At 43.5% G+C, this 24,630-nt stretch carries 15 protein-coding genes; 5 read left to right on the plus strand and 10 right to left on the minus strand.

Features of this window, described 5'->3' with window-relative positions; genetic code table 11:
• Positions 1–57: 57 nt before the first annotated feature.
• The 3 genes from V7K56_RS32855 (at position 58) to V7K56_RS32865 (ending at position 6,454) form a co-directional block, all read left to right on the plus strand.
• The gene (locus V7K56_RS32855; protein WP_334917664.1) at positions 58–2,712 is read left to right on the plus strand and encodes a TIGR03960 family B12-binding radical SAM protein; all 2,655 of its coding nucleotides are present in this window, start codon (positions 58–60) and stop codon (positions 2,710–2,712) included.
• A gap of 935 nt (positions 2,713–3,647) precedes the next feature.
• Entirely contained in the window at positions 3,648–5,786 is a 2,139-nt protein-coding gene (locus V7K56_RS32860) for an Rne/Rng family ribonuclease (RefSeq protein WP_334917666.1), read from the plus strand.
• A gap of 8 nt (positions 5,787–5,794) precedes the next feature.
• Positions 5,795–6,454 carry a ribonuclease HII gene (locus V7K56_RS32865; RefSeq protein WP_334917668.1) on the plus strand — a complete coding sequence of 220 codons (660 nt, stop codon included), beginning with the start codon at positions 5,795–5,797 and terminating at the stop codon, positions 6,452–6,454.
• A 133-nt stretch (positions 6,455–6,587) separates the two neighbouring features.
• On the opposite strand, the gene V7K56_RS32870 is transcribed toward V7K56_RS32865, so the two are convergent.
• Positions 6,588–7,175, minus strand: coding sequence for a DUF1997 domain-containing protein (locus V7K56_RS32870; RefSeq protein ID WP_334917670.1), 588 nt, complete (start codon positions 7,173–7,175; stop codon positions 6,588–6,590).
• A gap of 461 nt (positions 7,176–7,636) precedes the next feature.
• Between V7K56_RS32870 and pheA the strand changes: the two genes are divergently transcribed.
• A complete protein-coding gene (gene pheA, locus V7K56_RS32875) occupies positions 7,637–8,512 on the plus strand; it encodes a prephenate dehydratase (RefSeq protein WP_334917672.1) in 876 nt (291 codons plus the stop codon).
• Positions 8,513–8,590: 78 nt separating this feature from the next.
• Here pheA and V7K56_RS32880 read toward each other — a convergent pair whose 3' ends face one another.
• From V7K56_RS32880 to V7K56_RS32920, 9 genes are all read right to left on the minus strand, one after another.
• Positions 8,591–9,238 carry an LON peptidase substrate-binding domain-containing protein gene (locus tag V7K56_RS32880; protein ID WP_334917674.1) on the minus strand — a complete coding sequence of 216 codons (648 nt, stop codon included), beginning with the start codon at positions 9,236–9,238 and terminating at the stop codon, positions 8,591–8,593.
• A gap of 191 nt (positions 9,239–9,429) precedes the next feature.
• Positions 9,430–9,747 (minus strand): 30S ribosomal protein S10, encoded by a 318-nt coding sequence (gene rpsJ / locus V7K56_RS32885; RefSeq protein ID WP_008232935.1) that lies wholly within the window; start codon positions 9,745–9,747, stop codon positions 9,430–9,432.
• Between the two features lie 184 nt (positions 9,748–9,931).
• Positions 9,932–11,161 (minus strand): elongation factor Tu, encoded by a 1,230-nt coding sequence (gene tuf / locus V7K56_RS32890; protein ID WP_069070114.1) that lies wholly within the window; start codon positions 11,159–11,161, stop codon positions 9,932–9,934.
• A gap of 23 nt (positions 11,162–11,184) precedes the next feature.
• Positions 11,185–13,263 carry an elongation factor G gene (gene fusA / locus V7K56_RS32895; protein ID WP_334917677.1) on the minus strand — a complete coding sequence of 693 codons (2,079 nt, stop codon included), beginning with the start codon at positions 13,261–13,263 and terminating at the stop codon, positions 11,185–11,187.
• A 137-nt stretch (positions 13,264–13,400) separates the two neighbouring features.
• Positions 13,401–13,871, minus strand: a complete 471-nt coding sequence (gene rpsG, locus V7K56_RS32900; protein ID WP_322695583.1) for a 30S ribosomal protein S7 — start codon at positions 13,869–13,871, stop codon at positions 13,401–13,403.
• Positions 13,872–14,458: 587 nt separating this feature from the next.
• Positions 14,459–14,842 (minus strand): 30S ribosomal protein S12, encoded by a 384-nt coding sequence (gene rpsL, locus V7K56_RS32905; RefSeq protein WP_012410236.1) that lies wholly within the window; start codon positions 14,840–14,842, stop codon positions 14,459–14,461.
• Between the two features lie 133 nt (positions 14,843–14,975).
• On the minus strand, positions 14,976–15,299 hold the full coding sequence (locus V7K56_RS32910; protein WP_334917745.1) for a HesB/IscA family protein: 324 nt from the start codon (positions 15,297–15,299) through the stop codon (positions 14,976–14,978).
• A 496-nt stretch (positions 15,300–15,795) separates the two neighbouring features.
• Positions 15,796–16,215 (minus strand): cupin domain-containing protein, encoded by a 420-nt coding sequence (locus V7K56_RS32915; protein ID WP_334917681.1) that lies wholly within the window; start codon positions 16,213–16,215, stop codon positions 15,796–15,798.
• 258 nt (positions 16,216–16,473) lie between these two features.
• Complete coding sequence (locus V7K56_RS32920) at positions 16,474–18,549, minus strand: phosphodiester glycosidase family protein (protein ID WP_442940359.1); 2,076 nt, start codon at positions 18,547–18,549, stop codon at positions 16,474–16,476.
• A gap of 777 nt (positions 18,550–19,326) precedes the next feature.
• Between V7K56_RS32920 and gltB the strand changes: the two genes are divergently transcribed.
• Complete coding sequence (gene gltB, locus V7K56_RS32925) at positions 19,327–24,018, plus strand: glutamate synthase large subunit (protein ID WP_334917685.1); 4,692 nt, start codon at positions 19,327–19,329, stop codon at positions 24,016–24,018.
• The last annotated feature ends 612 nt before the right edge of the window (positions 24,019–24,630 follow it).

The raw sequence follows: 24,630 nt of genomic DNA on the forward strand, positions 1-24,630 counted from the left end.
TTCAATGCTAATGTTGGGGTTGGGTAGCTGTAATTAAGGTAGCTAGAAGATAGCACAGTGGTTGTTGCAGTTGAAAGATTAATAACGTCGGATATTTTAAAACCAGCCCGTTACCTGGGTAACGAGCTGTTAGCAGTACACAAACCTTGGGATACGGCAGCAATACGTTGGGTTTTAACCTACCCAGAAGTATATGAAGTCGGTGCATCTAATTTAGGGCACATCATCCTTTATAACATCTTGAATGCCCAACCGCGTCAATTGTGCGATCGCGCCTACCTCCCAGGAAAAGACCTGGCAGGTAAACTACGCGAAACGAATACGCCATTGTTTGCGGTAGAGTCAAAGCGATCGCTGACAGAATTCGACATTTTAGGCTTTAGCCTCAGTTACGAGCTGGGTGCAACTAACATCCTCGAAATGTTGGATTTGGCAGGAATTCCCTTAACGTGGCAAGAGAGGCAGGGAGTCAGGGAATCTACTGATACCCAGTCATCCTTTCCGTTGATTTTTGCTGGTGGGCAAACAGCGACATCAAATCCTGAGCCTTATGCTGACTTCTTCGACTTTTTCGCCCTTGGAGATGGAGAAGAACTACTGCCAGAAATTGGTTTGGTGTTGTCAGAAGGCAAACAAGCAGGATTGAGTCGGGAACATCTGTTACTTGATTTGGCACAGATACCTGGTGTATATGTCCCTCAGTTTTACGACATGGCAAAGGATGGCTCAGTTCATCCTTGTCGCCCAGACGTACCAAAACGAATTTTGCGACGAGTTGCAACTCCCATACCAGCATATTCCATCGGGTTAGTTCCCTATGTGGAAACGGTTCATGACCGCTTGAGTATTGAGATTCGGCGTGGTTGCACTCGTGGCTGTCGCTTCTGTCAACCAGGAATGCTAACTCGACCAGCACGGGATGTAGAACCGGAAAAAGTTGTAGAAGCAATTGAACAGGGTATGCGGGCAACTGGTTACAATGAGTTTTCCTTCTTATCTCTAAGTTGTTCTGATTATTTGTCTCTACCAGCAGTGGGGATGGAAATCAAAAATCGCTTAAAAAATGAAAATATTTCTCTGACTCTACCAAGTCAACGAGTAGACAGATTTGATGAGAATATTGCCAATATCCTTGGAGGTACACGGCAAGGTGGACTAACTTTTGCTCCAGAAGCTGGTACTCAGCGGATGCGAGACATTGTGAATAAGGGGTTGACGAATGAAGAATTATTGCGGGGGGTAAAAACTGCTTGGGAGCAAGGCTGGGATAAAATAAAGTTGTATTTTATGATTGGCTTGCCAGGTGAAACGGATGCTGACGTTGTGGGCATTGCGGAAACAGTAAGCTGGCTACAGCGAGAATGTCGGGGCAAAAGCAGAAAACCTTTAAACTTTAATCTGACGATTTCTAACTTTACGCCCAAGCCCCATACACCATTCCAGTGGCATTCAGTTTCTACCGCTGAATTTAAGCGTAAACAAAACCTGTTGCGGCAAGAATTTCGCCGAATAAAGGCTGTGAAGGTAAATTATACCGATGTCCGCATTTCGGCAATGGAAGATTTTGTGGGACGAGGCGATCGCAATTTGAGCAAAGTAGTCCGCCGTGCCTGGGAATTGGGTGCAGGTATGGATTCCTGGTATGAAAATTTAGATCGAGCTTTTAGTGCTTGGGGGTCTGTGATCGCCCAAGCCGATTTAGATTGGAAATACCGCCAAGTAGAAAATGGCGAATGGAATTTGTTTTATGCAAAAGCGCAGAAGAGCACAGAAGCACAGGAGAATACCCCACTCAGCACTCACTCCCTCGATATTCCCCTACCTTGGGATCATATTGATACCGGGATTGACAAAAAGTGGCTCCAAGAAGACTTGCAACGCGCTCTAGAAGCTACAATTGTACCCGACTGCTCTTTTGAAGGTTGTTCTCATTGTGGCGTCTGTGGCACCGACTTTGGGCATAATATCGTGATTGAATCACCTGCCATCCCAAAATTTGCTGGCGAGTTTGTCCCCAACACAACTAAGGCGCAAAGATTGCGAGTTTGGTTTGGGAAACAAGGTAATATGGCTTTGATGAGCCATCTGGATTTAATCCGTCTGTTTGACCGAGTTGTGCGGCGAGCAAACTTACCAATTGCTTTTACTGGTGGGTTTCACCCAATGCCACGGATTTCTCTAGCAACTGCTTTAGCTCTTGGGGCTACTAGCAGCGGTGAAATTGCAGATTTTGAGTTAACTGTGCCAGTGGAAGTTGAGACTTTCCGAGAAAAGTTGGCTGATGAAATGCCCACAGACATACCTATATATAATGTAGAGCAGATAGATTTAAAAGCTAGTGCCGCTACCCAACTGCTAGAGTCCGCAGAGTATTTAATTACTGTAGCAGCACTTGCACAAACAACACCCATACAATGGCAAAACTGGATTGATACAATCAAAGCAAAAGAGGAACTTTGGTACGAGCAAATAACTAAATCAGGCAAGAGCCAGTTAATAAATCTGCGCGATCGCTTATTTGAACTGGAGCTAGTAAAAACCCACAAAAGCGTTGCAGAATCTATGTCATCTGTAATCCGTTATCTAGGTAGCTATCGCCAGGACGGTTTGCTGTTGCGTCCCGAACAAATCCTGTTTATGCTAGAGACAGTGGCTGGTATAGAATTTCAACTCCTGCACATCCACCGCAATCGGCTAATTTTAGGGGTATAATCCCTGTAGGGCAACTTGCTAGTAGTTGTCCGAAGATGGCAGATCATAGGAATTGATTTTTAGCAAGGTTGCGTTAGAATAGGGTGAAGAGAAATTTTCTGGCGCTGCATTGAATTAGCTGGTTCACTACCTGGTATTCAGGGGGCAAAAGCAAAGATATTAGAGTGAAACTTCTAGGGTTTTATCCTAGACAAGCAAAAAGCAGATTAAAGAATGCACACTCTCTATAGCTACCTTGTGAATCAGTAACTAACAGCAGGCTCGGTTAGCTTCTCCAAATTCATGCTTTTTAAACAACTGCTGAATGTCTAATCCACGTAGTGCCCAAGAGCTAGTGCATTACTTTTTTTAAAGTTAAAGCAACTGCTGTCGGTTATACCGACTTGTAGACGTTCGCGAGACGCGCAAAGCGCTGCTTGTCTTAGGCTAGAGCGGCTCAAGGTAGGGTAGTAACTGGCGCTGCTGAGTATAACCCTAAGATAAATCCGGGGAATGGAAAATAGAAATAGTTTCTTTTTCTTAACGAATTCAGTAGGTTCCTCTCAAATAAAGCATCCTGAGTAAAAATGCTCACTTAGGATTTAGAACTTTCAACTCAGAACTCTCTTGATTGAGAGTATTGCATCATAAATCAACCACGGACGGTTGATTTAATTGCTTAAACGATATGTAGCAGTTCTGGAATAATCAGCCGTGGAAACGCTCTTAAGAGCGCCAATAGCTATTTAACTTAGAAGCTCAGATTTGTGATTTTTATTATCAGTAGCACCTTTTGAGGGTTGCAAGGACAGCGAAAGTATAATATCAAACCAAGAAAACACTAGTAATTAAAACTGAGGCGGAGACGCAGGTAGTTTTAAATTATTAAGTAATTAGCCGGATTTGATACAACAAACCTCAATCCTGTAAGTGCTGCCAATTTTTGAGGAAATTGAATGCCTAAACAAATTATCATCGCGGAGCAGCACCAAATTGCTGCGGTTTTTTCTGAAGATCAAATACAGGAACTCGTTGTTGCTACAGGTCATCATCAAATAGGTGACATCTACTTAGGAGTAGTAGAAAACGTATTACCTGGGATAGATGCGGCCTTTGTCAATATTGGCGACCCAGAGCGCAACGGTTTTATTCACGTCACCGACTTGGGGCCATTGAAGCTCAAGCGTACCGCAGCGGCAATTACAGAACTACTAACGCCACAACAGAAAGTTTTGGTGCAAGTAATGAAAGAGCCAACGGGGACAAAAGGGCCCAGGCTCACGGGTAATATTACTTTACCCGGACGCTACGTAGTACTGATGCCTTATGGTCGGGGCGTAAATTTATCCCGACGGATTAAAAGTGAAAGTGAGCGCAACCGCTTACGAGCACTAGCGATTTTAGTCAAACCGGCGGGAATGGGTTTGCTTGTGCGTACAGAAGCAGAAGGCAAACCCGAAGAAGCGATTATGGAAGATTTGGAGTTGCTGCAAAAGCAATGGGAGGCTATCCAGCAGGAAGCTCATTCCACCCGTGCTCCAGCACTACTCAACCGGGACGATGACTTTATCCAGCGCGTATTGCGGGATATGTATGGCGCAGATGTCAATCGGATTGTCGTGGATTCCAGTACTGGTTTAAAGCGCGTCAAACAGTACTTGCAGAATTGGAGTGGCGGTCAAACACCACAGGGATTGTTGATTGACCATCATCGCGATCGCTCCCCCATTTTAGAGTACTTCCGGATCACTGCTGCGATTAGAGAAGCCCTGAAACCGAGAGTAGACCTACCTTCTGGCGGTTACATTATCATCGAGCCGACAGAGGCATTAACCGTAATTGATGTTAACTCAGGTTCCTTCACGCGATCAGCAACTGCTAGAGAAACAGTTTTGTGGACAAACTGCGAAGCGGCAACAGAAATTGCTCGCCAGTTGCGTCTGCGAAATATCGCTGGGGTGATCGTCGTTGATTTTATCGATATGGAATCGCGACGCGATCAACTGCAAGTTCTCGAACACTTTAATAAAGCACTCAAAGCAGACAAAGCTCGTCCCCAGATTGCCCAACTTACCGAACTGGGTTTAGTAGAGTTGACCCGCAAACGTCAGGGTCAAAATATTTATGAATTGTTTGGTGAAACTTGCCCCACCTGTGGCGGTTTAGGACATACCGTGCGTCTGCCTGGAGAACTCGAAAACCGATTACCGATACCGGCAGAGACACCAGAGCGCGAGCGTTTTGTATCCTTGCCTTACCGAGAACCACGTCAGCCATCTGCCCGCATCCCAGAACCACGAGAAACCTATGATGGATTTGGGGAAGCATTTGACAGCGACTCAGAATTGAGCAACCTAAATCTGATCAATCATCCTAGTTATCAAGAACTTAATGATAAGCGCCGTACCCGCACTCGCCGTAGTCGAATTGGTGTCAATGGATTAAACGGGAAAGATGAAGCTCGGATTGTTCCCAATCCCCTGGCTTTTGTTAATGAGCCAGACTTAGACCTTGATATGGAACCAGAACTAGGAGTTGCGCCAGAAATTCCCTCACCCACCCTTGGTAAACCAGGCTGGAGTGAAAGAGTAGAGCGCACTAAAATTATCAAGGCAGAACCAGTTAAGCCAGTGGTAGAACCACCGGAGATTAGAACTGTAGAAATGAGCCTCCAAGAACAGGATATATTTGCCTTGATGGGAATATCTCCCTTGGTGAAGTTAGAGCAAGAGGTCAAAAATACCAAGTCTGTGATTATTAATGTGATTCAGCCCGGTCAACAGCCAACGACCCCAATTGAATCAACCTCAGAATCAACTATTGTCCAAAAAGCAACACCTGAAATAATCACTATTGCCCAAAAGGCAACACCGGAAATAACTGCCAGCAAAATACCGACACCAAAAGTTATTGAGCCAGAACAAAAATCTTTGATCGAAGAGACAACTGAACCATCCGAGTTGACTGTGAATCCTTCGGGACGCTTGTCTGCGAAAGCTGCTGCCAAAGAGATCGCAGATGAAAGTGAAGCTAATAGTAGCGCCACAGCCAGCCGTCGCCGCCGCCGCCGTTCCTCAGCAATCGAGGATAATTAATTTGCTTTATGGTAGAAACATCACCAACGCCTTTGGAACAATCCACTTGGCTAGAGTTTTCTACTTTGTTGTCAGAGATTCGAGGGTTAGTTGCAGGTGTGGATGAAGTAGGGCGAGGCGCTCTGTTTGGCCCTGTGGTGGCGGCAGCAGTGATTCTACCAGATTGCGCTTTGCCAATACTGATAGCAGCTAAAATTAAAGACAGTAAAAAGTTGTCTAGTTCTCGGAGAACTCAGCTAGCGCAGCAAATTTGTGAGCTAGCTATAGACTGGAAAATTGGGTTTGCTTCTACTGCCGAAATTGACAAGATAAATATTTTGCAAGCAACGCTGTTAGCAATGAGGCGGGCTGTGCTGAAGTTAAAGGAACAGCCTGCACTCTGCTTGGTTGATGGCAATCAGTCAATCAAAGATTTGCGATTGCCGCAACAAACAATAGTTAAAGGAGACGAGCGATCGCTCGCTATTGCCTCTGCTAGTATTGTCGCTAAAGTTTGGCGTGACGATCTGATAATGCGTCTAGCACTAAAATACCCTATGTACAATCTGGAGTGTAACAAGGGTTATGGTAGCCAGCGGCATTTGCTAGCTTTGCAACAATACGGGCCCTCGTCCCTACACCGTCAGTCTTTTCGTCCTTGCCAAATCAAAGGTCTGAGTGTTGAGTGATTGAAGAAGAATACAGAATTCAGAATGAATTAGTGGGGGATACCTTGCGGGAAGCAAGCTACAAGCTTTCCACTAATTACAGAATTCAATTCCGAATCTGGTTCCTAACTCCTGAATTCTGTTTGTTTAAAAATTACTCAGCATTCAGGATTGGTAATTCAGTACTATCACTGTCAAGTCCTCTATCTTTGGTTTGTGATATTACCCAGTAACGATAATCCGTCAAAAGTTGATTTAATAACCGTTGCTTGACCGACAACAGCACGCTTTTGAGCAAACCATTACCAGTAGCTTCTAAAATCGGCTTAGGAGTGAAGGAAAATGGCGGTGGGAAATCCACCAGCACTTCTAAATCAGCTTTTCCTTGCAGGCGAGTGCCAGTGCTAAACTCTTTGGGAGACAAATACCCTTTTAAATTGAGAGCAAAGCGCTGGTTAATATACTCGAAACCTAAAATTTCACAGCCTAGCGATCGCAAATAAATTATTCCATTTGATTCTGCCCAGACTCTCATGTCTACAGTAGGTTGAATACTCAGTGACATAAAAGTCAGCGGACGCATTTTCAAGCGAAATACTTCTTCAGAAAGCTGTTGAATCCGGCTATTATCAACCAAAGCCTTAACCAGACGTTGAGGCTGACGCAAGTAGTGCTGAATGGGAATAGGCTGCTCTGGAACAGCGATTTCAACCGATTGGGAGGCAGTAAACCGGGTAGCCATGAGCTAATAAAAATATCTGTTTCTTAATTTTAATATTTTTTAACAACTTAGTTCTGATTATTAGAAAATTACAAAATTTATTGACTGTAAAAATGATTGTTGCTTATCAGCTATATATGATTAGCAAAAAGTTTATACACTCATTCTATCTTTAGTTCAATAAATATAGATTAGGATTTAACTATTGACACAAAATTAAGAATATGCTTATTTAGGTGGCAAACCAATATCATTACTCTTAAATCCTCTGAAGATTTTAGCCAAAAACTGCTAGGAAATCTATCTGCTAGAAGACTGATTTCCATAACTTGTTTTTCTGGGTACATATTTCTGTCTATTCGTTTAGTGCGTAAATTTTAGAGATAAGAGTGTTTAGTAAGAGTAGATGTTGAATATATTTGCCAAACCAAAATATCATAATCTCTGTTTTTGCATTAAACTCGCAACTCAAGGCTAAAAACATGACTTTATTGATCGCACATTTAGGGCCTCCCGGCACTTACACAGAACAAGCAGCTGTTTTTTATGTCAACTGGTTGAGCAAAAGTACGGGAACTAAAGCTATATTATGCCCCTATCCCACTATCCCTCAATCACTGCACGCCGTTGCTAATGGTCAAGCTCACTTGGCTGTTGTGCCAGTAGAAAACTCTATTGAAGGGAGTGTGACTACAACAATGGATACACTATGGCAGTTGGACAGTTTGCGTATCCAGTTGGCTTTGGTATTACCCATTGCCCATACGTTAATTTCCTGCGCGTCTAATTTAGATAGGATTAAAACTGTTTACTCCCACCCGCAAGCTTTGGCACAATGTCAGGGATGGTTAGAGCGGTTTCTCCCAACAGTACAGATTATTCCCAGTAATTCCACAACCGAAGCATTACAGCGACTGGAGCAAGATACAACAACGGCAGCCATCGCTTCTAGTAGAGCAGCTCAACTCTACAACCTGCCGATACTTGCTAGTGGTATCAACGACAATCCAGAAAACTTTACTCGTTTTTGGGTGGTAAGTCAGGGTGAAGTGGATGCCGCATACCAGGCAACAAAAGCGCCTGCTAGTCACACATCACTGGCTTTTAGTATGCCTGCCAACACACCCGGAGCATTGGTAAAACCTTTGCAAATATTTGCTCAACTAGGAATTAACCTCAGTCGGATTGAATCTCGTCCGACGAAGCGATCGCTAGGCGAATATTTGTTTTTCATGGATTTAGAAGCAGATGCCAAGGAAACACAAATGCAATCTGCTTTAGCAGAATTAATTACTCACACAGAGATTTTAAAAATTTTTGGCGCTTACAATGTTTTACCGATCAGCACCTTTACTTGAAAAGTTAAGAGTTATCTGTTTGGGACTATAAATTATAAGTTGTCAATCTTTTATTTTTGGTTATTTCTTCCTAATTCCTCACTTTTGACTAAATGTGTCTTTGAGAACAGCGCGAGCTGCCAAGTGATTCCGAGTAGAAGTTAAAATTTCTGCTTCCCGCTCTAGACGAGTTACAGTATCTTGCATTTCCAACAATAATTGCTGCTCTGCGGCGACACCATAAAGGTTACTGGCTACCCAATAAGATAATTCTGTTGGTAAATCGGGTAAATCTTCTGGCAGTTCGATATTTTGTTCGGTTAATTTGGCTGACAGACGCACTACATCTCGCAGTAGTTGTTCTACCTCAGAAGATAAAGGTCGCAAATCTTTAGTCGGTGGTTGGTCTTCAATCCACTCAACTAAACCAACGCGATATGGCTTTTCACGAACATACTCTAATACACGAAATCTTTGCTGCCCTAAAGTCATCATCTTGATCCGATCGTCTGGCAGCCGTTGATGATGAACTATTTCAGCACAACAACCAGTGTTTGCAATTGTACCTTTGACTGGATCAAACATCAAAACACCGAACCTGCGATCGCTCTCCAAAATCGTGTTCATCATGATTCGGTAGCGAAATTCAAAGATGTGCAGGGGTAATGGCCTGGTAGGAAACAGAACTACTTCGGGTAACGGGAACAGAGGTAGTTCGCGAACTGCAATTTTAGAAGATGATGTCATTGTTGCTTTGATATAAACTTAATCTTTAAAATTTCTTTTTCTCTGCTTTTCCCGTACTTTATCTACATTCTATCATTTGTTTCCTAGCTAAATAAAAGCCCTAAAGAAATATATCTCAGGGCTGTGTAAATATTCATACTAGTATCATTTGTCCTTTGCTAATGACAAATAACCAATGACTAATGACTCAATTAAAGTTTGACTTCGATATCTACACCTGATGGTAGATCTAATTTCATCAGGGCATCAATAGTCTTAGAAGAGGGCTGGTAAATGTCAATAATCCGGCGATGAGTACGGGTTTCAAAGTGCTCCCGTGAATCTTTATCTACGTGGGGCGATCGCAGCACACAATAGATCCGGCGTTTTGTTGGTAAAGGAATTGGGCCTATGGCTGTAGCGTTGGTGCGGTTAGCCGTGTCTACAATCTTCTCGCAAGATGTATCTAATAACCGCCTATCAAAGGCTTGTAAGCGAATTCTAATCTTCTGCTGCTGTAGAGTTGCCATCTTTAATTTTCCAGGTTCTGCGTAATTAGGGGAGTATTTACAGGTAATAGGTTACAGGGTAAAGGTTACAGAAAACTATTACCTGTCTCCTGTAACCTATTACCTTATCTTATAGAGGGAAGAGAAAGGAGCAGAGAGGCAAAATAAATACCATCTCTACTCCTTTGTTATGAGCAAAAAGGTGCTACTTGATAATTTTGGAGACGACACCAGCACCGATGGTGCGACCACCTTCGCGGATAGCGAAGCGCATTCCTTGTTCAATAGCGATCGCGTTGATCAATTCTACTGTCATTTTGATGCGATCGCCTGGCATCACCATTTCTACTTCTTTGCCTTCATCGGAGGTGTAGGCTTTGATAGTACCAGTTACATCGGTTGTCCGCACGTAGAACTGGGGACGGTAACCAGCGAAAAATGGAGTCTTACGACCACCTTCTTTTTCTGTTAGGACGTACACTTCACCTTCAAATTCATTATGAGGTTTAATTGAACCTGGTTTGGCAATTACCATACCCCGTTCAATATCAGCCTTCTGGATACCCCGGAGTAGTACGCCAGCGTTATCTCCAGCCATACCTTGCTCAAGACTCTTCTTGAACATTTCAATACCAGTTACGGTAGTAGCGCGGGTATCTCTGATACCCACTAGTTCAACGTTATCGCCAACTTTGACTACACCCCGTTCAATCCGACCAGTGGCTACAGTACCACGACCTGTGATTGAGAACACGTCTTCTACAGCCATCAGGAAGGGTTTATCAACATCTCGCTCAGGAGTGGGAATGTAAGAATCTACAGCATCCATCAGTTCATAGATTTTGTCTACCCAAGGATTTTCTCCTCGTTGGGTCTTGGGATTCTTGGTCATTGCTTCCAGAGCTTGCAGACCAGAGCCTTTGATAATAGGGATATCATCGCCAGGGAAATCATAACTGCTTAACAGCTCTCTCAGTTCTAGTTCCACTAGTTCCAGGAGTTCTGGGTCATCCATCAAGTCTTCTTTGTTCAAGAAGACAACCAAACTAGGAACGCCAACCTGTTTTGCCAACAGAATGTGTTCGCGGGTTTGAGGCATAGGACCATCTGTAGCAGCAACTACAAGGATACCTCCGTCCATCTGTGCAGCACCAGTGATCATGTTCTTCACATAGTCAGCGTGTCCTGGACAGTCTACGTGAGCATAGTGTCGATTTGCGGTTTCATACTCTACGTGAGCGGTATTGATGGTAATACCCCGTGCCTTTTCTTCTGGAGCATTATCAATTTGGTCGTAGCCCTTAGCTACAGCCTGACCCATAGCTGCCAAGGTCATGGTGATGGCTGCTGTCAAGGTAGTTTTACCGTGGTCAACGTGGCCAACTGTACCGATATTGATGTGGGGTTTATTCCTTTCAAACTTTGCGCGTGCCATGAATACTCATTTCCTTATTTTAACTAAGCGTTCCCTTTGCTTTTTGCAATGATAGTTTCAGCTACGCTGCGAGGCACCTCTTCGTAGTGGCTGAACTCCATCGTGAAGATACCCCGACCTTGCGTCTTTGACCGGATATCAGTGGCGTAGCCAAACATGGTCGCCAGTGGAACTTTGGATGCGACCTTAGCAAGTCCCTGTTCGGTACTTTGACTTTCAATTTGCCCTCGGCGGGCGATGAGGTCACCAATGACGTTCCCGATATAGTCTTCAGGAACTTCAACCTCAACTTTCATCATAGGCTCTAAGAGGACGGGTGAAGCTTTCAGCACAGCCTCTTTCATCGCCATTGAACCAGCGATTTTGAAAGCCATTTCTGAGGAGTCTACATCGTGGTATGACCCATCGATTAGCGTTGCTTTAACGTCAATCAATGGATATCCAGCTAGAACACCTGATTCACAGCTTTCTTTCATTCCTTGTTCTGCGGGGCCAACGTACTCTTTTGGTACTGAACCGCCGACAATTTTGGAGACGAATTCAAAGCCAGTACCAGCGTCTCCAGGCTCCAAATTGATCACAACGTGACCGTATTGACCTTTTCCACCACTTTGGCGGATAAATTTACCTTCAATTCTGCTCACAGCTTTCCGAATTGTTTCTCGGTAAGCTACTTGCGGTGCGCCTACATTCGCTTCCACCTTGAATTCTCGTAACATCCGGTCTACTAGAATTTCTAGGTGTAGCTCTCCCATCCCCGCGATCACGGTTTGGTTTGTTTCCGGATCGACGCGGACACGGAAGGTGGGATCTTCTTCTGAGAGAGATTGCAGAGCCTTGGACAGCTTGTCCATGTCGTTCTTAGTTTTGGGTTCAACCGCTACCGAGATCACAGGCTCAGGAATGAATAGAGACTCCAGAATTACTGGCGCTCCTTCATCACAGAGCGTGTCACCTGTCAAGGTGTCTTTCAATCCCAAAGCTGCTCCCAAATCACCCGCTCGCAGTTCATCGACATCTTGCCGTTCATCTGCCTTCATTAGAACTAAGCGGGAAATCCGTTCTTTTTTATTCTTACTAGCGTTGAGAACGTAGCTGCCCTTTTTCAGGACACCAGAATAAACACGAACAAATGTCAGGCGACCGTAAGGGTCAGCCATAATCTTGAATGCCAGAGCTGCTAAGGGTTCGTTGTCATCAGCCCGCCGCTCAACAGTATCGCCATTCGGCAGTAAACCTTGAATTGGTGGTACTTCACTTGGCGCTGGCAGGTAATCAACAACGGCATCCAGCATCAACTGTACGCCTTTATTTTTGAATGCTGAGCCGCAAAGTACTGGTACAATTGTCCCCGCGATTGTGCCTGTACGCAGGGCAGTCCGAAGTTCCTCTTCTGTAAGTTCTTCACCCTCGAAGTACTTAGTCATCAGAGCATCATCAGTTTCTGCCGCAGCTTCTATTAACTTGGTGCGATATTCGTCTACCTGCGCTTGCAATGCTTCCGGAATATCAGTTTCCTGGATATCAGTTCCTTGGTCATTCGCGTAAATATACGCACGCATTCGTACAAGGTCAACGATACCTTGGAAGTCATTTTCACTACCGATTGGTAGTTGAATGGCGATCGCATTTGCCCGCAGGCGATCGCGGATTTGATCGTGAACTTTATAAAAGTTCGCTCCGGTGCGATCCATCTTGTTGATAAAGACTATCCGAGGAACTTTGTAGCGTTCTGCTTGCCGCCACACTGTCTCAGACTGCGGTTGCACGCCGCCCACAGAACAAAATACTGCGATCACACCATCCAACACGCGCATGGAACGCTCAACTTCAATTGTGAAGTCTACGTGACCCGGAGTATCGATAATGTTAATTTGATGATCTTTCCAACTGGTACTGATCGCAGCGGCAGTAATGGTAATTCCCCGTTCCCGCTCCTGCGCCATCCAGTCTGTGACGGCAGTTCCTTCATGAACTTCGCCAATTTTATGAATTATCCCAGAGTAAAATAATATTCTCTCTGTTGTTGTTGTTTTGCCCGCATCTATATGCGCCGCAATACCAATGTTGCGTACTTTCTCTAGCGGGATCGTGCGTGCCACAGTTACCTCCTATAGTTTTTGCCTCATGATATCTTGTATATTACTCTTTGTTAAGATTCTATACTTTTACGGAAAACCGTCTTTTTATGTAAATCCACGATATACCGCTTCGGCAAGGCGATATATCGCTTTTTTACTTAGTAACGATAATGTGCGAATGCTTTGTTAGCTTCCGCCATCCGGTGCGTTTCTTCGCGTTTGCGAATGGCATTGCCAGTTTCGTTGGCAGCATCCATTAACTCATTTGCCAATTTGCTTGCCATTGTCCGGCCTGGTCTAGACCGGGAATATTGCACTAACCAACGCAGTGCTAGGGTAGTACCCCGTTCTGTACGCACTTCCATTGGTACTTGGTAGGTTGCTCCACCAACTCGCCGAGCTTTTACTTCTACTAAAGGCGTGGCATTTCGCACTGCTCTTTCAAAAGTTTCCAAAGCACCAGTACCAGTGCGTTCTTCAATAGTTTTTAATGCATCATAAACAATGCGTGCGGCAAGTGATTTTTTGCCATGACGCATGATCCGTCTGATAATCATGCTCACAAGGCGACTGTTATATACAGAGTCAGACGGAACTGGGCGCCTTTGAATAACACCACGACGAGACATACTTCACCTTTAATTCGGAATTGGCAACGAAATTATATGCTATCAGACACCGGAAACTAAAAGTGGTAGAACCCAACCCTCAGACTTCCTCTATTTTTTTCGACCGTTGCAGCAAGGCTGACTTAATTTAATGCCAATTTTTGATTTTGGATTTTGAATTTTGGATTAAAAGTTTTCGGTATATATTCCGATCCCAAGGATCTGAACAAATCAAAAGTTTGTAAGCCTAATTCCCTTGTGGGATCGACCAATCCAAAAGATGCTCGATAACTCGCTAACGCTACGCTATCGCAAATCTAAGAATCTAAAATTGTTTGTTTGACTTGCTACCTGCAACGAAATACTCAAGGCGACAAGATTATAAACTTTAATGTTCAGATGAGAAATTAACTGTAGATTACAGTATTTTCCTCCTTAGAACTTCTACACTTGCTCGCTTAGTGTAGATGTAGCTTGCTTGATTTCTTGAAACAGACTTTAGCAGTCTTCATAACTACTATTAGAATAAAGACGGCGCTCCTTCTTTTGCCCTTCAGCGTTTTTAAGGTAGACGATTAATCGTGTTAAATGCGATTAATCGTCTAATTCTATTTTTTCGCTTCTTTAGGACGCTTAGTTCCATACTTGGAACGGCCTTGCTTGCGGTCTTTGACTCCGGCTGTATCTAGGGTGCCACGGATAATGTGGTATCTTACGCCCGGTAGATCCTTAACCCGACCGCCACGAATCATCACAACTGAGTGTTCTTGTAAGTTGTGACCAATGCCTGGAATGTAAGCTGTAACTTCAAATCCAGAAGTAAGTCTGACTCTTGCTACTTTGCGTAAAGCTGAGTTAGGCTTTTTTGGTGTAGTTGTATATACTCTGGTACAAACTCCCCGACGTTGGGGACATTGTTTCAGAGCAGGGGACTTAGTTTTCTGACGCGCTTGTTCGCGTTCATTTCGTATTAGCTGCTGTATTGTTGGCATGAGTTACAGCGCGTAAAGCTGCTTATGGTCTAAGTTTTAACAAATCCTGATTATATCTTTTTTTACGGTTTTATGTCAATTGTTATTTTTCCTTAGTGATTGAGCATCTGTTTTTTGACTAATTGTTCAATCACTAATGACTCAAGGAGAATGAATTGCCACAACCACAGGTAGCGATCGCCTGGGGATTGTGGAAGCGAAAACCACCACCCATTAAGTCTTCTGAATAATCCACCCTTAAACCGTTGAGGTAATTTAAGCTTGCTTTATCTATGACCATTTGAATCTCATCCAACTCGAAAACCTGGTCGCCAACTTTTATTGCTTCATCGAAGGACATATCATAATAGAATCCAGAACAACCACCTGGTTTTACTGCCAATCGAAACAAGACATTTGGCTGCTTGGACTTAATTCGCCCAATCTCACTTATGGCTGCTTGACTCAGATGAATCATGGAACTTGTTTTTTGCAATTGAATACCCCATCTTTTATTTTACAGATGGGTTGACCAGAAAGAAAAAGGTACAAGCCCCTAAATTTATTTATGGAAAATAAAAAAATGTGTTTCGAGACCGTAGTGTAAGAAATACAGCGCAAAGCCGGAGCCGCTCCGCCTCCGATTCTCTAACTCAAGCCCCGAAATTTATTTTGGTGGTTCTTACTTTTAACTTTTGACTTTTGAACGCCAGTTGCTTCAAGTCGGCAGAGCCGCCCAACGCACTGGCTCCTTTTGACTTCCCCAAAGGGGCTGACCCTTGCTTGTGCAAAATTCCAAATCACCAAAAGCATGAGCGCGATCGCTATTACTACATTTATAACACTAACATGCTTCAGTCCCCACCTTAACAAGGTAGGGACTTCTGGGGTGTAATAGTTCGTTTTTACAAAAACGGTTTACACAAAAATGTATTCAGCTTTGGCATCACAGATCTATTAACGTTCTTTTGGTTTTAATCTTTGGTACGGGCATAGTCATCTTGATAGCGGATAATGTCATCTTCTCCCAAGTATTCGCCATTTTGGACTTCAATCAATACCAAGGGGATCACGCCAGGATTCTCTAAACGATGAGATGTACATTGGGGTACATAGGTTGACTCATTATTACTCAGTAAAACTTCTTTCTCGCCACAAACTACTCTAGCTGTACCAGAGACGACAATCCAATGTTCGCTGCGGTGATGGTGCATTTGTAGACTGAGGCGGTGTCCAGGCTTAACTTCAATGCGTTTAATTTTGTATCCGCGCCCTTCTTCCAAAACTGTAAAAGCACCCCAAGGACGTAATTCAGTTGCAGCAACGCTCTTGGAAGTTATGTTTGGAGGGAGGTGTAGAGTTTCAGTCTGTGTAGTTTCTTGATATCGAGCCATAGTTACCTCATTTGAAGACATAACAAACCGTTGATATTCTTAACTATTGATAAAAAATCTGGCGCTATCTTGCAACCTTAAAAATCAGCAATTTTGTCGCACTTTGATAAACATAGCAGAATCAAACCTTATGGTGTAAACTATCACTACTAAAATTCTGATGTCTACACCAAGTCTTCATCAAGCAAAATGACAGCTTGTTCTAAACTTTAAAAAGTGATTGGGGATTGAGGATTGTTATATAATTGAGTTTTTTCTCTATTCCCTATTCCCTGATGATCGTGGTTGCAGGAAAATACCAATTCCGTTATGAACACGAGCAGCGGTACTGGGCAATCGATCAAGTAGTTGCCCTCCTAAATAAAGGCTGGTGGAACTACCTCCATCCAAATTTAGAGCATCCACACAGCCCATGAGTTGCATCAATTGGGCGTGTTCTGCCAAATTAGGCCCATAACCGCCGATACGATTATGTGTGGCAGTAATTATCAGTGTGCCTGTTGTCGTTGTGCAAATACCGCTACGAATAGCCTTTTCGGCAATAAAGGCATTGCTGAATTTTTCGCCTTTGGCATCAAGGACAATTTGACGATTTTGGACTAATAGCGGACCAGCACCGATAATGTAGGGATAACGACTAAAATCAGCTGGAGTAGTAGCGCTGGAAATACTTACTGCGCTTCCAATAGGTAGCCCAGAGGCAGCACTAGCAGCGTTAGCGCGTAAAGTTAGCAGGTAGCCATCCTGGGGAATTGGAACCGCTATCGCACCAACTTTGCCGCCTGGTAACTGATTGGTAATTTGGTCTTTTTGCACCACTAGGATAATTTCGTTATCTGTTAGGGGTGTGTAAGTTGATCCCCAAGCTGGAGTGTAACGAGCAATGCCACTCTGGACGTAACCACTGTTGAGAAATAGAATTGGTAGGCGCTGGTCATTTGCTGTAATTAAAGTTTCTTCCAAGGTGAGACGATTAAAGTAAAATTGGCCTGAATCATTCCAAGCGATCGCACCCCGGTTAAGAATTGGGCCTGATAACCACTGACTATCCCGACGAATTGCACCTAATGGCAATCTGTTATTACGGTTAAAATAACCACCATTAATTCCAGCTACTGCTAAGTAGCGTTGTGCTGTTTGAATTAAGCGAGCAGTACCCGCAAGTCCATCAGGACTAGCCCACATAGGTTTCAATGTTAGTCCAAATTTGCGCGGATTAACTTCTAACCAGACTACTGGAAAACGTTCTGTGCCTAAGTTGACATAATGCTGTCGCCAGCGCAATCCTGGGGCCCAAGTAATATCCCGCTCTTCTAAAGGATCGGGTCGAATATCGATAATCAGACGATTGGGGTTAGGAACAGTACTAACTTGAGGTAATAGACCAAAAGGAACGCTCAGACTAATAATCGTTTGGTTTTTTACCACCTCCACTTTTTGAATCAGCGGTTCAGGGGCTGGTGGTATTGGTTGTGTTGGTGGTATAGCTGGTGATAATTGTTTGAGCAGGTTTGGCAGCAATGTTGGTGGTGCTGCTGGTGGCTGGGGAGTATAGCGTTGTATTAAAACAGGATCGGCTATTCCATCCAGGGTAACTGTCCACTCTCGATTTGGTGGTACAGTGGATTTGAGAGTTGGCGTATCTGGATCGGAAGATGGAGTTTGCAGTTTGGCGATCGCTGACCCTTGTGCAACTTGCCACGGAGTGGGATGATCTAAATCGACAAGAATCCGAGCCTGTTGCAAAGGAGCACTCGCTTCTGGAGGTTCCTGACTCTGAACAATATTTGTGATTTGTGTTTTTGGGGTAGAAATCAGCAAAGTGTTGCCATTAGCTTGAATTTGCCATCCAGACGTTTGAGCAAAATTAGCGATATCCAGATAGCGATATGCCCCTACTAGCTTGGTAGCTAATACTAATGGCTGTGTCAACGACGAAAACCACTGTATTGGCTGCTTCGCGGAATTACTACTGTTTAAAAAATTTACTCCAATTAATTGCCTAAATGCTCCATCACTGATATTGATTGTCATCTGGCCAGATTTTCCAGGCTGTTGTAACCAAGTTCCTGGTAAAGTACGACCATTGAGGGAAATTTGATTACCAGAAAATGCCGCGCCTGTCAAAGAAGGTACAGGTGACTGTGAGATTAACTTAAGTGTTGATTTGGTGGTTTTTAGGGACTCTTGGGCATTAATAGGATAGGTAGTAATTAAGCACAGTACTGTCAAAAGTATTGGTGACACAGTAGCCTGAAAAAATTTACGTTCGCCCTTAGCGTTGACAGAGCCATCGCTAATCACTGATTGGCAACAATTCGGCATTTTTACCATAATTTACTAAGGTACTTTTGAAAACTACCACCCAAGGTATAAACTAACCAATTATTTGGAAATATAAAGAAAGCATGACTTTATTTTTGAATAAATATGGTAATCTATATTTTGGCTAGTTATCTCTTTTAAACACACATTGATTTATTTAGACGCTAAAGCCACTGCAATCAAGTTTTTTAACTCCCACTAATTCTAACCACACCATATACGGTAGTTTTGGTTATCAAAACTGGATTAAAATATTTAATCCTAGCTAAATGTTGCTAATATGATTACTTCAGTAATGTCTAGTTAATAGTAATACATGCGGCAACAGGTAAGCGGCAAAATTCTAGATAACAAAAATATTTAGGAATTGTCAAATGGGTATCTATTGTAATACGCTGATTTTATTGCTAGATCAGGATGATTTTGGCTTTAGAACATAGTACAGCGTTTAATTTTAGTTTTGTTTTAGGTGAGCCAAAAAAAGGCTCAGTAAGTAGCTAGCGTGCATCTGGAAAAAGGGATTGAGAAAATACTTAACTTCAAAATATAAAAAAGAAACTGTCAGGGCAAAAATAATGTCTTGGCGCAGGTAACTTGTATAACACCGCATAAATACATAAAAAACACGCAATCATTTTAACACGGAGGAACTGATAAAGTAAAACCGAAGTTAAAATTTTTTTTCCCTAAATTTCGGTGCTTATATATTTTTCCATCGCTGAAACTAAAAATTTTTCCCCACAATGTAATGGCAAAATTGGTAACTCAATACTTCAGGAACAGGGTATGAATAATAAATCGATGAATCAAAACCAGAAAATCACAGCGGATATCAACTCAAGAGATACTTATCAGGGGCAAAAGTGGTTAGTGGAAGAACGAGATGCCTGTGGTGTAGGTTTTATTGTTCATCGACAGAATCATACCAGCCACAAAATTGTCGAAAAAGCCTTAGCTGCTTTAACCTGCTTAGAACATCGGGGAGGTTGTAGCGCCGATCGCGATTCTGGAGATGGTGCTGGAGTATTGACAGCAATACCTTGGGAGTTGTTCCAACAAGATTTTGCCCAAAGGGGAAAGGAATTTCTATCTAGCGATCGCACAGCTGTGGGGATGATATTTCTACCACAAGATCAGCAAGCTGCACAAAAAGCTAGGATGACTGTTGAGCAAGTAGCTGCTGAAGAGAAACTAATTGTATTGGGTTGGCGAGTAGTGCCAGTGCAATCTGATTTGCTGGGGGTACAAGCAAGAGAAAATCAGCCCCAGATTGAACAAGTTTTGTTAACTTCCGTTGACAAAAGCGGTGATGAATTAGAACGGCAGTTGTACATTACCCGCCGCCGAATTAGTAAAGCTGCAACTAACATCTCAGAAGAATTTTATATCTGTTCGTTGTCAAGTCGCACAATTGTCTACAAAGGCATGGTGCGTTCCGCTGTCTTGGGCAGCTTTTACGACGATTTAAAAAATCCAGCTTACAAAAGCGCCTTTGCTGTTTATCACCGCCGCTTTAGTACCAATACCATGCCCAAGTGGCCCCTAGCGCAACCGATGCGGCTTTTGGGTCACAACGGCGAAATCAATACTTTATTGGGTAACATCAACTGGATGATGGCACGAGATGCTAGCCTAAATCATCCTGTATGGAATGATCGCATCGAGGAACTCAAGCCATTAGTTCATATTGATAACAGTGACTCAGCCACCTTAGACAACGTAGTAGAATTACTGGTGCGCTCTGGACGCAGCCCCTTGGAAGCTTTAATGATTATGGTTCCAGAGGCTTACCAAAATCAGCCTTCTTTACATAAATTTCCAGAAATTGTTGATTTCTACGAATATTACAGTGGTCTGCAAGAAGCGTGGGATGGGCCAGCACTTTTAGTATTCAGCGATGGCAAAAAAGTTGGTGCAACACTAGATCGTAATGGTTTAAGACCTGCTCGTTACGCGATCACCAAGGATGATTACATTGTTGTAGCTTCCGAAGCTGGTGTGGTGGACTTCCCAGAAGCTGATATTGTCGAGAAAGGTAGACTCGGCCCAGGGCAAATGATCGCCGTGGATTTAGAAAATCATGAAGTGCTGAAGAATTGGGATATAAAGGGGCGCATCGCCAAGCAGCACCCTTATGGAAAATGGCTGCAACAGTACCGTCAAGAATTAAAGTCATTAGTCATTAGTCATCCGTCATTAGCAAATGGCAATGGCAAAGGACAATTGACAAATGAGCAAAGACAATCGACTATTGACAAGCAAACCTTACTTCAGCATCAAACTGCCTTTGGCTACACCACAGAAGATGTGGAAATGGTGATTCATCCAATGGCGATCGTCGGTTCTGAGCCGACTTTCTGCATGGGTGATGATATTCCCTTAGCCGTGCTATCACAAAAGCCCCATCTGCTTTATGACTATTTCAAACAACGCTTTGCTCAAGTGACGAACCCAGCGATCGATCCCTTGCGGGAAAAGCTAGTAATGTCTTTGAAAGTCGAACTAGGTGAACGGGGTAACTTATTAGAACCTAAGCCAGAATATGCTCGCAGATTAAAACTCGAATCGCCAGTGTTGACGGATGGTGAATTAGAGGCGATTAAGCTGTCAGGATTTGCCACGGCTGAGTTGTCAACCCTGTTTGCGATCGCTAATGGCCCAGAAGGATTGAAAACCGCAGTGCAGTCTTTGCAAGCACAAGCCGCTAAGTCAGTTCGGGCAGGTGCAAAGATTTTAATATTAACCGATCAAGATCGGGTCAATGACACTATCAACACAGAATATACCTACATTCCTCCCCTATTAGCAGTGGGTGCGGTGCATCACCATCTGATTCGCGAAGGGTTGCGAATGAAAACATCCCTGATTGTGAATACTGCTCAATGCTGGAGTACCCATCACTTTGCTTGTCTGATTGGCTATGGTGCTGGCGCAGTTTGCCCGTACATGGCTTTAGATACGGTGCGTGATTGGTGGTCCGATCCCAAAACTCAAAAGTTAATGGGTGTGCAAAAAATTCCTACCCTCACCCTAGAACAAGCTTTAGGAAATTATCGCAAAGCAGTAGAGTCAGGTTTGCTAAAAATTCTCTCCAAAATGGGAATTTCTCTGCTCTCCAGTTATCAAGCAGCCCAAATCTTTGAAGCGATTGGCATTGGTGGAGATTTAATCGAATTGGGATTTCGTGGTACGACTTCCCGCATCGGTGGTTTGAGTGTTACCGAACTCGCTGATGAAGTGCTTTCCTTCCACGTCAAAGCTTTCCCAGAACTAACGACCAAGAAGTTAGAAAACCTGGGCTTTGTACAGTACCGTCCTGGCGGCGAGTACCACATGAATAGCCCAGAAATGGTTAAGGCGCTGCATAAGGCTTTAGATGGTAAAAACTACGACCACTACGAAGTTTATAAAAAGCACCTCCAAGGCAGACCAGTAACAGCCTTGCGGGATTTGCTAGATTTCCAAGGCAATCGCCCTTCGGTTCCTCTAGAAGAAGTCGAGTCGGTATATGAGATTGTCAAGCGCTTCTGCACAGGTGGCATGTCTTTAGGCGCTTTGTCAAGAGAAGCTCATGAAACTTTAGCGATCGCCATGAATCGCATTGGCGGTAAATCAAATTCTGGAGAAGGCGGCGAAGATCCAGTGCGCTACACAGTTCTAGATGATGTAGACGAGTCTGGTAACTCGCCAACCCTACCTCATTTAAAAGGATTACGAAATGGCGATCGAGCTTATAGTGCCATTAAGCAAGTTGCATCGGGACGCTTTGGTGTCACCCCAGAGTACCTAGTCAACGCCAAACAAATTGAAATCAAAATTGCCCAAGGTGCCAAGCCTGGGGAAGGTGGGCAACTGCCAGGGCCGAAGGTGAGCCAATACATTGCAATGTTAAGGCGCTCCAAGCCAGGTGTGACGCTGATTTCGCCACCACCGCACCACGATATTTATTCTATTGAAGACCTAGCACAACTGATTTTTGATCTGCACCAAATTAATCCCAAAGCAAAGGTGTCGGTGAAACTAGTTGCAGAAGTTGGCATTGGCACGATCGCGGCTGGTGTAGCCAAGGCAAACGCTGATATCATCCAGATTTCTGGTCATGATGGTGGTACAGGTGCATCGCCACTAAGTTCGATTAAACACGCTGGTTCACCGTGGGAACTCGGTTTAAGTGAAGTGCATCGCGTCTTAATGGAAAATGGTTTGCGCGATCGCGTAATTTTACGCGTAGATGGCGGTCTCAAGAGTGGCTGGGATGTGGTAATAGGTGCATTAATGGGTGGTGAAGAATTTGGTTTCGGTTCCATCGCCATGATTGCTGAAGGCTGTATTATGGCGCGAGTTTGCCACATGAATACCTGTCCTGTGGGTGTTGCTACTCAAAAAGAAGAACTTCGCAAGCGGTTTACGGGAATGCCGGAACAAGTTGTCAACTTCTTCTACTTCATTGCCGAAGAAGTGCGTAGTTTGTTAGCCCGACTTGGCTACCGTTCTTTGTCAGAAATCATTGGACGTGCAGATTTGTTAAAACTGCGCCCAGAGGCAAAACTCACTAAAACGCGATCGCTGAATCTTGACTGTTTACTTCAGCTACCAGATAGCAGAGACAATCGTAGCTGGTTGGTGCATGAAGAAGTTCATAGCAACGGCGTGGTTTTAGATGACAAGTTCCTTGCCGATCCCGAAATTCAGGCTGCCATTAGGGATCAATCTACTGTCACCAAGACTTACCCAATTATCAATACTGACAGAACAGTGGGCACAAGATTAGCGGGTGCGATCGCTTCTCAATACGGTGACAGCGGCTTTGAAGGACAAATTAATCTCAACTTTACAGGTAGTGTTGGGCAAAGCTTTGGCGCTTTTAACCTCCCAGGCATAATTCTGAATCTAGAAGGAGAGGCAAACGATTATGTAGGTAAAGGGATGCATGGTGGTGAAATCATCATCAAACCTCCAACTGATGCTACCTATAACGCATCACAAAACGTGATAGTTGGCAATACCTGCCTCTATGGTGCTACTGGAGGCATATTATTTGCCAATGGCCTAGCAGGAGAACGCTTTGCTGTGAGAAATTCCAAAGGCATAGCAGTGATTGAAGGCGCTGGGGATCATTGCTGTGAATACATGACTGGTGGCGTGATTGTCGTCCTCGGCAAAGTAGGACGTAATGTAGCAGCGGGAATGACTGGTGGACTGGCATACTTTTTGGATGAAGACGACTCATTTCGTGAGTTAGTCAACCCAGAAATTGTCAAAATTCAGCGGGTGATTACAGAAGTAGGTGCAAAGCAACTGCAAGAATTAATCCAAACTCATGCAGAACGCACTGGTTCACCAAAAGCGAAGAAAATTCTGCAAAACTGGCAAGAATTTTTGCCGAAATTCTGGCAGTTAGTTCCGCCTTCTGAAGTTGATAGTCCAGAAGCCAATCCTGAAAAAACAACTGAGTTCAGTTTAGTAAGCAGTCATTAAGAGACTGACAACAAATCAATTATCTAATCTTGTGAGGCGGGCTTTTCGACCTGCCTTTCAATAAAACAAGGTTTTTAGCGCCAAAAAACTTTTGTAGTATTTATGTAATAACGTTAAACTCTGTTTTCTGTGACAATGGTTCTTGTACCCCGAATAATAATACCCCAAGGAAAATAAATACCCTTGAGGTGTAAGCATAATTGTTTATAGCAATTTTCATGTATTTGAACCACATCTGTAGTCAGGGCACAGCACTGCTGTACCCTTACCGCGTGGTGTATTTATCTAAAAATAGCTGTAAGAATATAAACTTTATTCTTAAACAGTCATTCATTCTCCCCGGCAAAATTGACTTTTTATTTGGAAACAAAAAATAAAAGTTTCTTTTTTAATATTTTCCGATTAAAAATAAGTAAGCAATATGTATATTTAAGCTTTATTTTATAATGTTTCTCGGTTGAATTAGGTATAATAACCCCACTTTTTCCTCGCTTGCTTATCTATAGGACTTACGCAACGCCGATATTGTCATTGCGACCGAAACGGAGCAATCCCAGCGTCAGGAGGGATTACTTCGCTATCGCTCGTAATGACGAAATTACGTTATTTTTG

This window comes from Nostoc sp., assembly GCF_036917535.1.
In the GTDB taxonomy this organism is placed as follows: domain Bacteria; phylum Cyanobacteriota; class Cyanobacteriia; order Cyanobacteriales; family Nostocaceae; genus Nostoc.

Excerpts from the sequence above, each read along its gene's own strand:
- V7K56_RS32860 (WP_334917666.1), top strand. The coding sequence starts at position 3,648 with ATGCCTAAACAAATTATCATCGCGGAGCAGCACCAAATTGCTGCGGTT.
- V7K56_RS32865 (WP_334917668.1), top strand. The coding sequence starts at position 5,795 with ATGGTAGAAACATCACCAACGCCTTTGGAACAATCCACTTGGCTAGAG.
- V7K56_RS32870 (WP_334917670.1), bottom strand. The coding sequence starts at position 7,175 with ATGGCTACCCGGTTTACTGCCTCCCAATCGGTTGAAATCGCTGTTCCA.
- pheA (WP_334917672.1), top strand. The coding sequence starts at position 7,637 with ATGACTTTATTGATCGCACATTTAGGGCCTCCCGGCACTTACACAGAA.
- V7K56_RS32880 (WP_334917674.1), bottom strand. The coding sequence starts at position 9,238 with ATGACATCATCTTCTAAAATTGCAGTTCGCGAACTACCTCTGTTCCCG.
- rpsJ (WP_008232935.1), bottom strand. The coding sequence starts at position 9,747 with ATGGCAACTCTACAGCAGCAGAAGATTAGAATTCGCTTACAAGCCTTT.
- tuf (WP_069070114.1), bottom strand. The coding sequence starts at position 11,161 with ATGGCACGCGCAAAGTTTGAAAGGAATAAACCCCACATCAATATCGGT.
- rpsG (WP_322695583.1), bottom strand. The coding sequence starts at position 13,871 with ATGTCTCGTCGTGGTGTTATTCAAAGGCGCCCAGTTCCGTCTGACTCT.
- rpsL (WP_012410236.1), bottom strand. The coding sequence starts at position 14,842 with ATGCCAACAATACAGCAGCTAATACGAAATGAACGCGAACAAGCGCGT.
- V7K56_RS32910 (WP_334917745.1), bottom strand. The coding sequence starts at position 15,299 with ATGATTCATCTGAGTCAAGCAGCCATAAGTGAGATTGGGCGAATTAAG.
- V7K56_RS32915 (WP_334917681.1), bottom strand. The coding sequence starts at position 16,215 with ATGGCTCGATATCAAGAAACTACACAGACTGAAACTCTACACCTCCCT.
- V7K56_RS32920 (WP_442940359.1), bottom strand. The coding sequence starts at position 18,549 with ATGGTAAAAATGCCGAATTGTTGCCAATCAGTGATTAGCGATGGCTCT.
- gltB (WP_334917685.1), top strand. The coding sequence starts at position 19,327 with ATGAATAATAAATCGATGAATCAAAACCAGAAAATCACAGCGGATATC.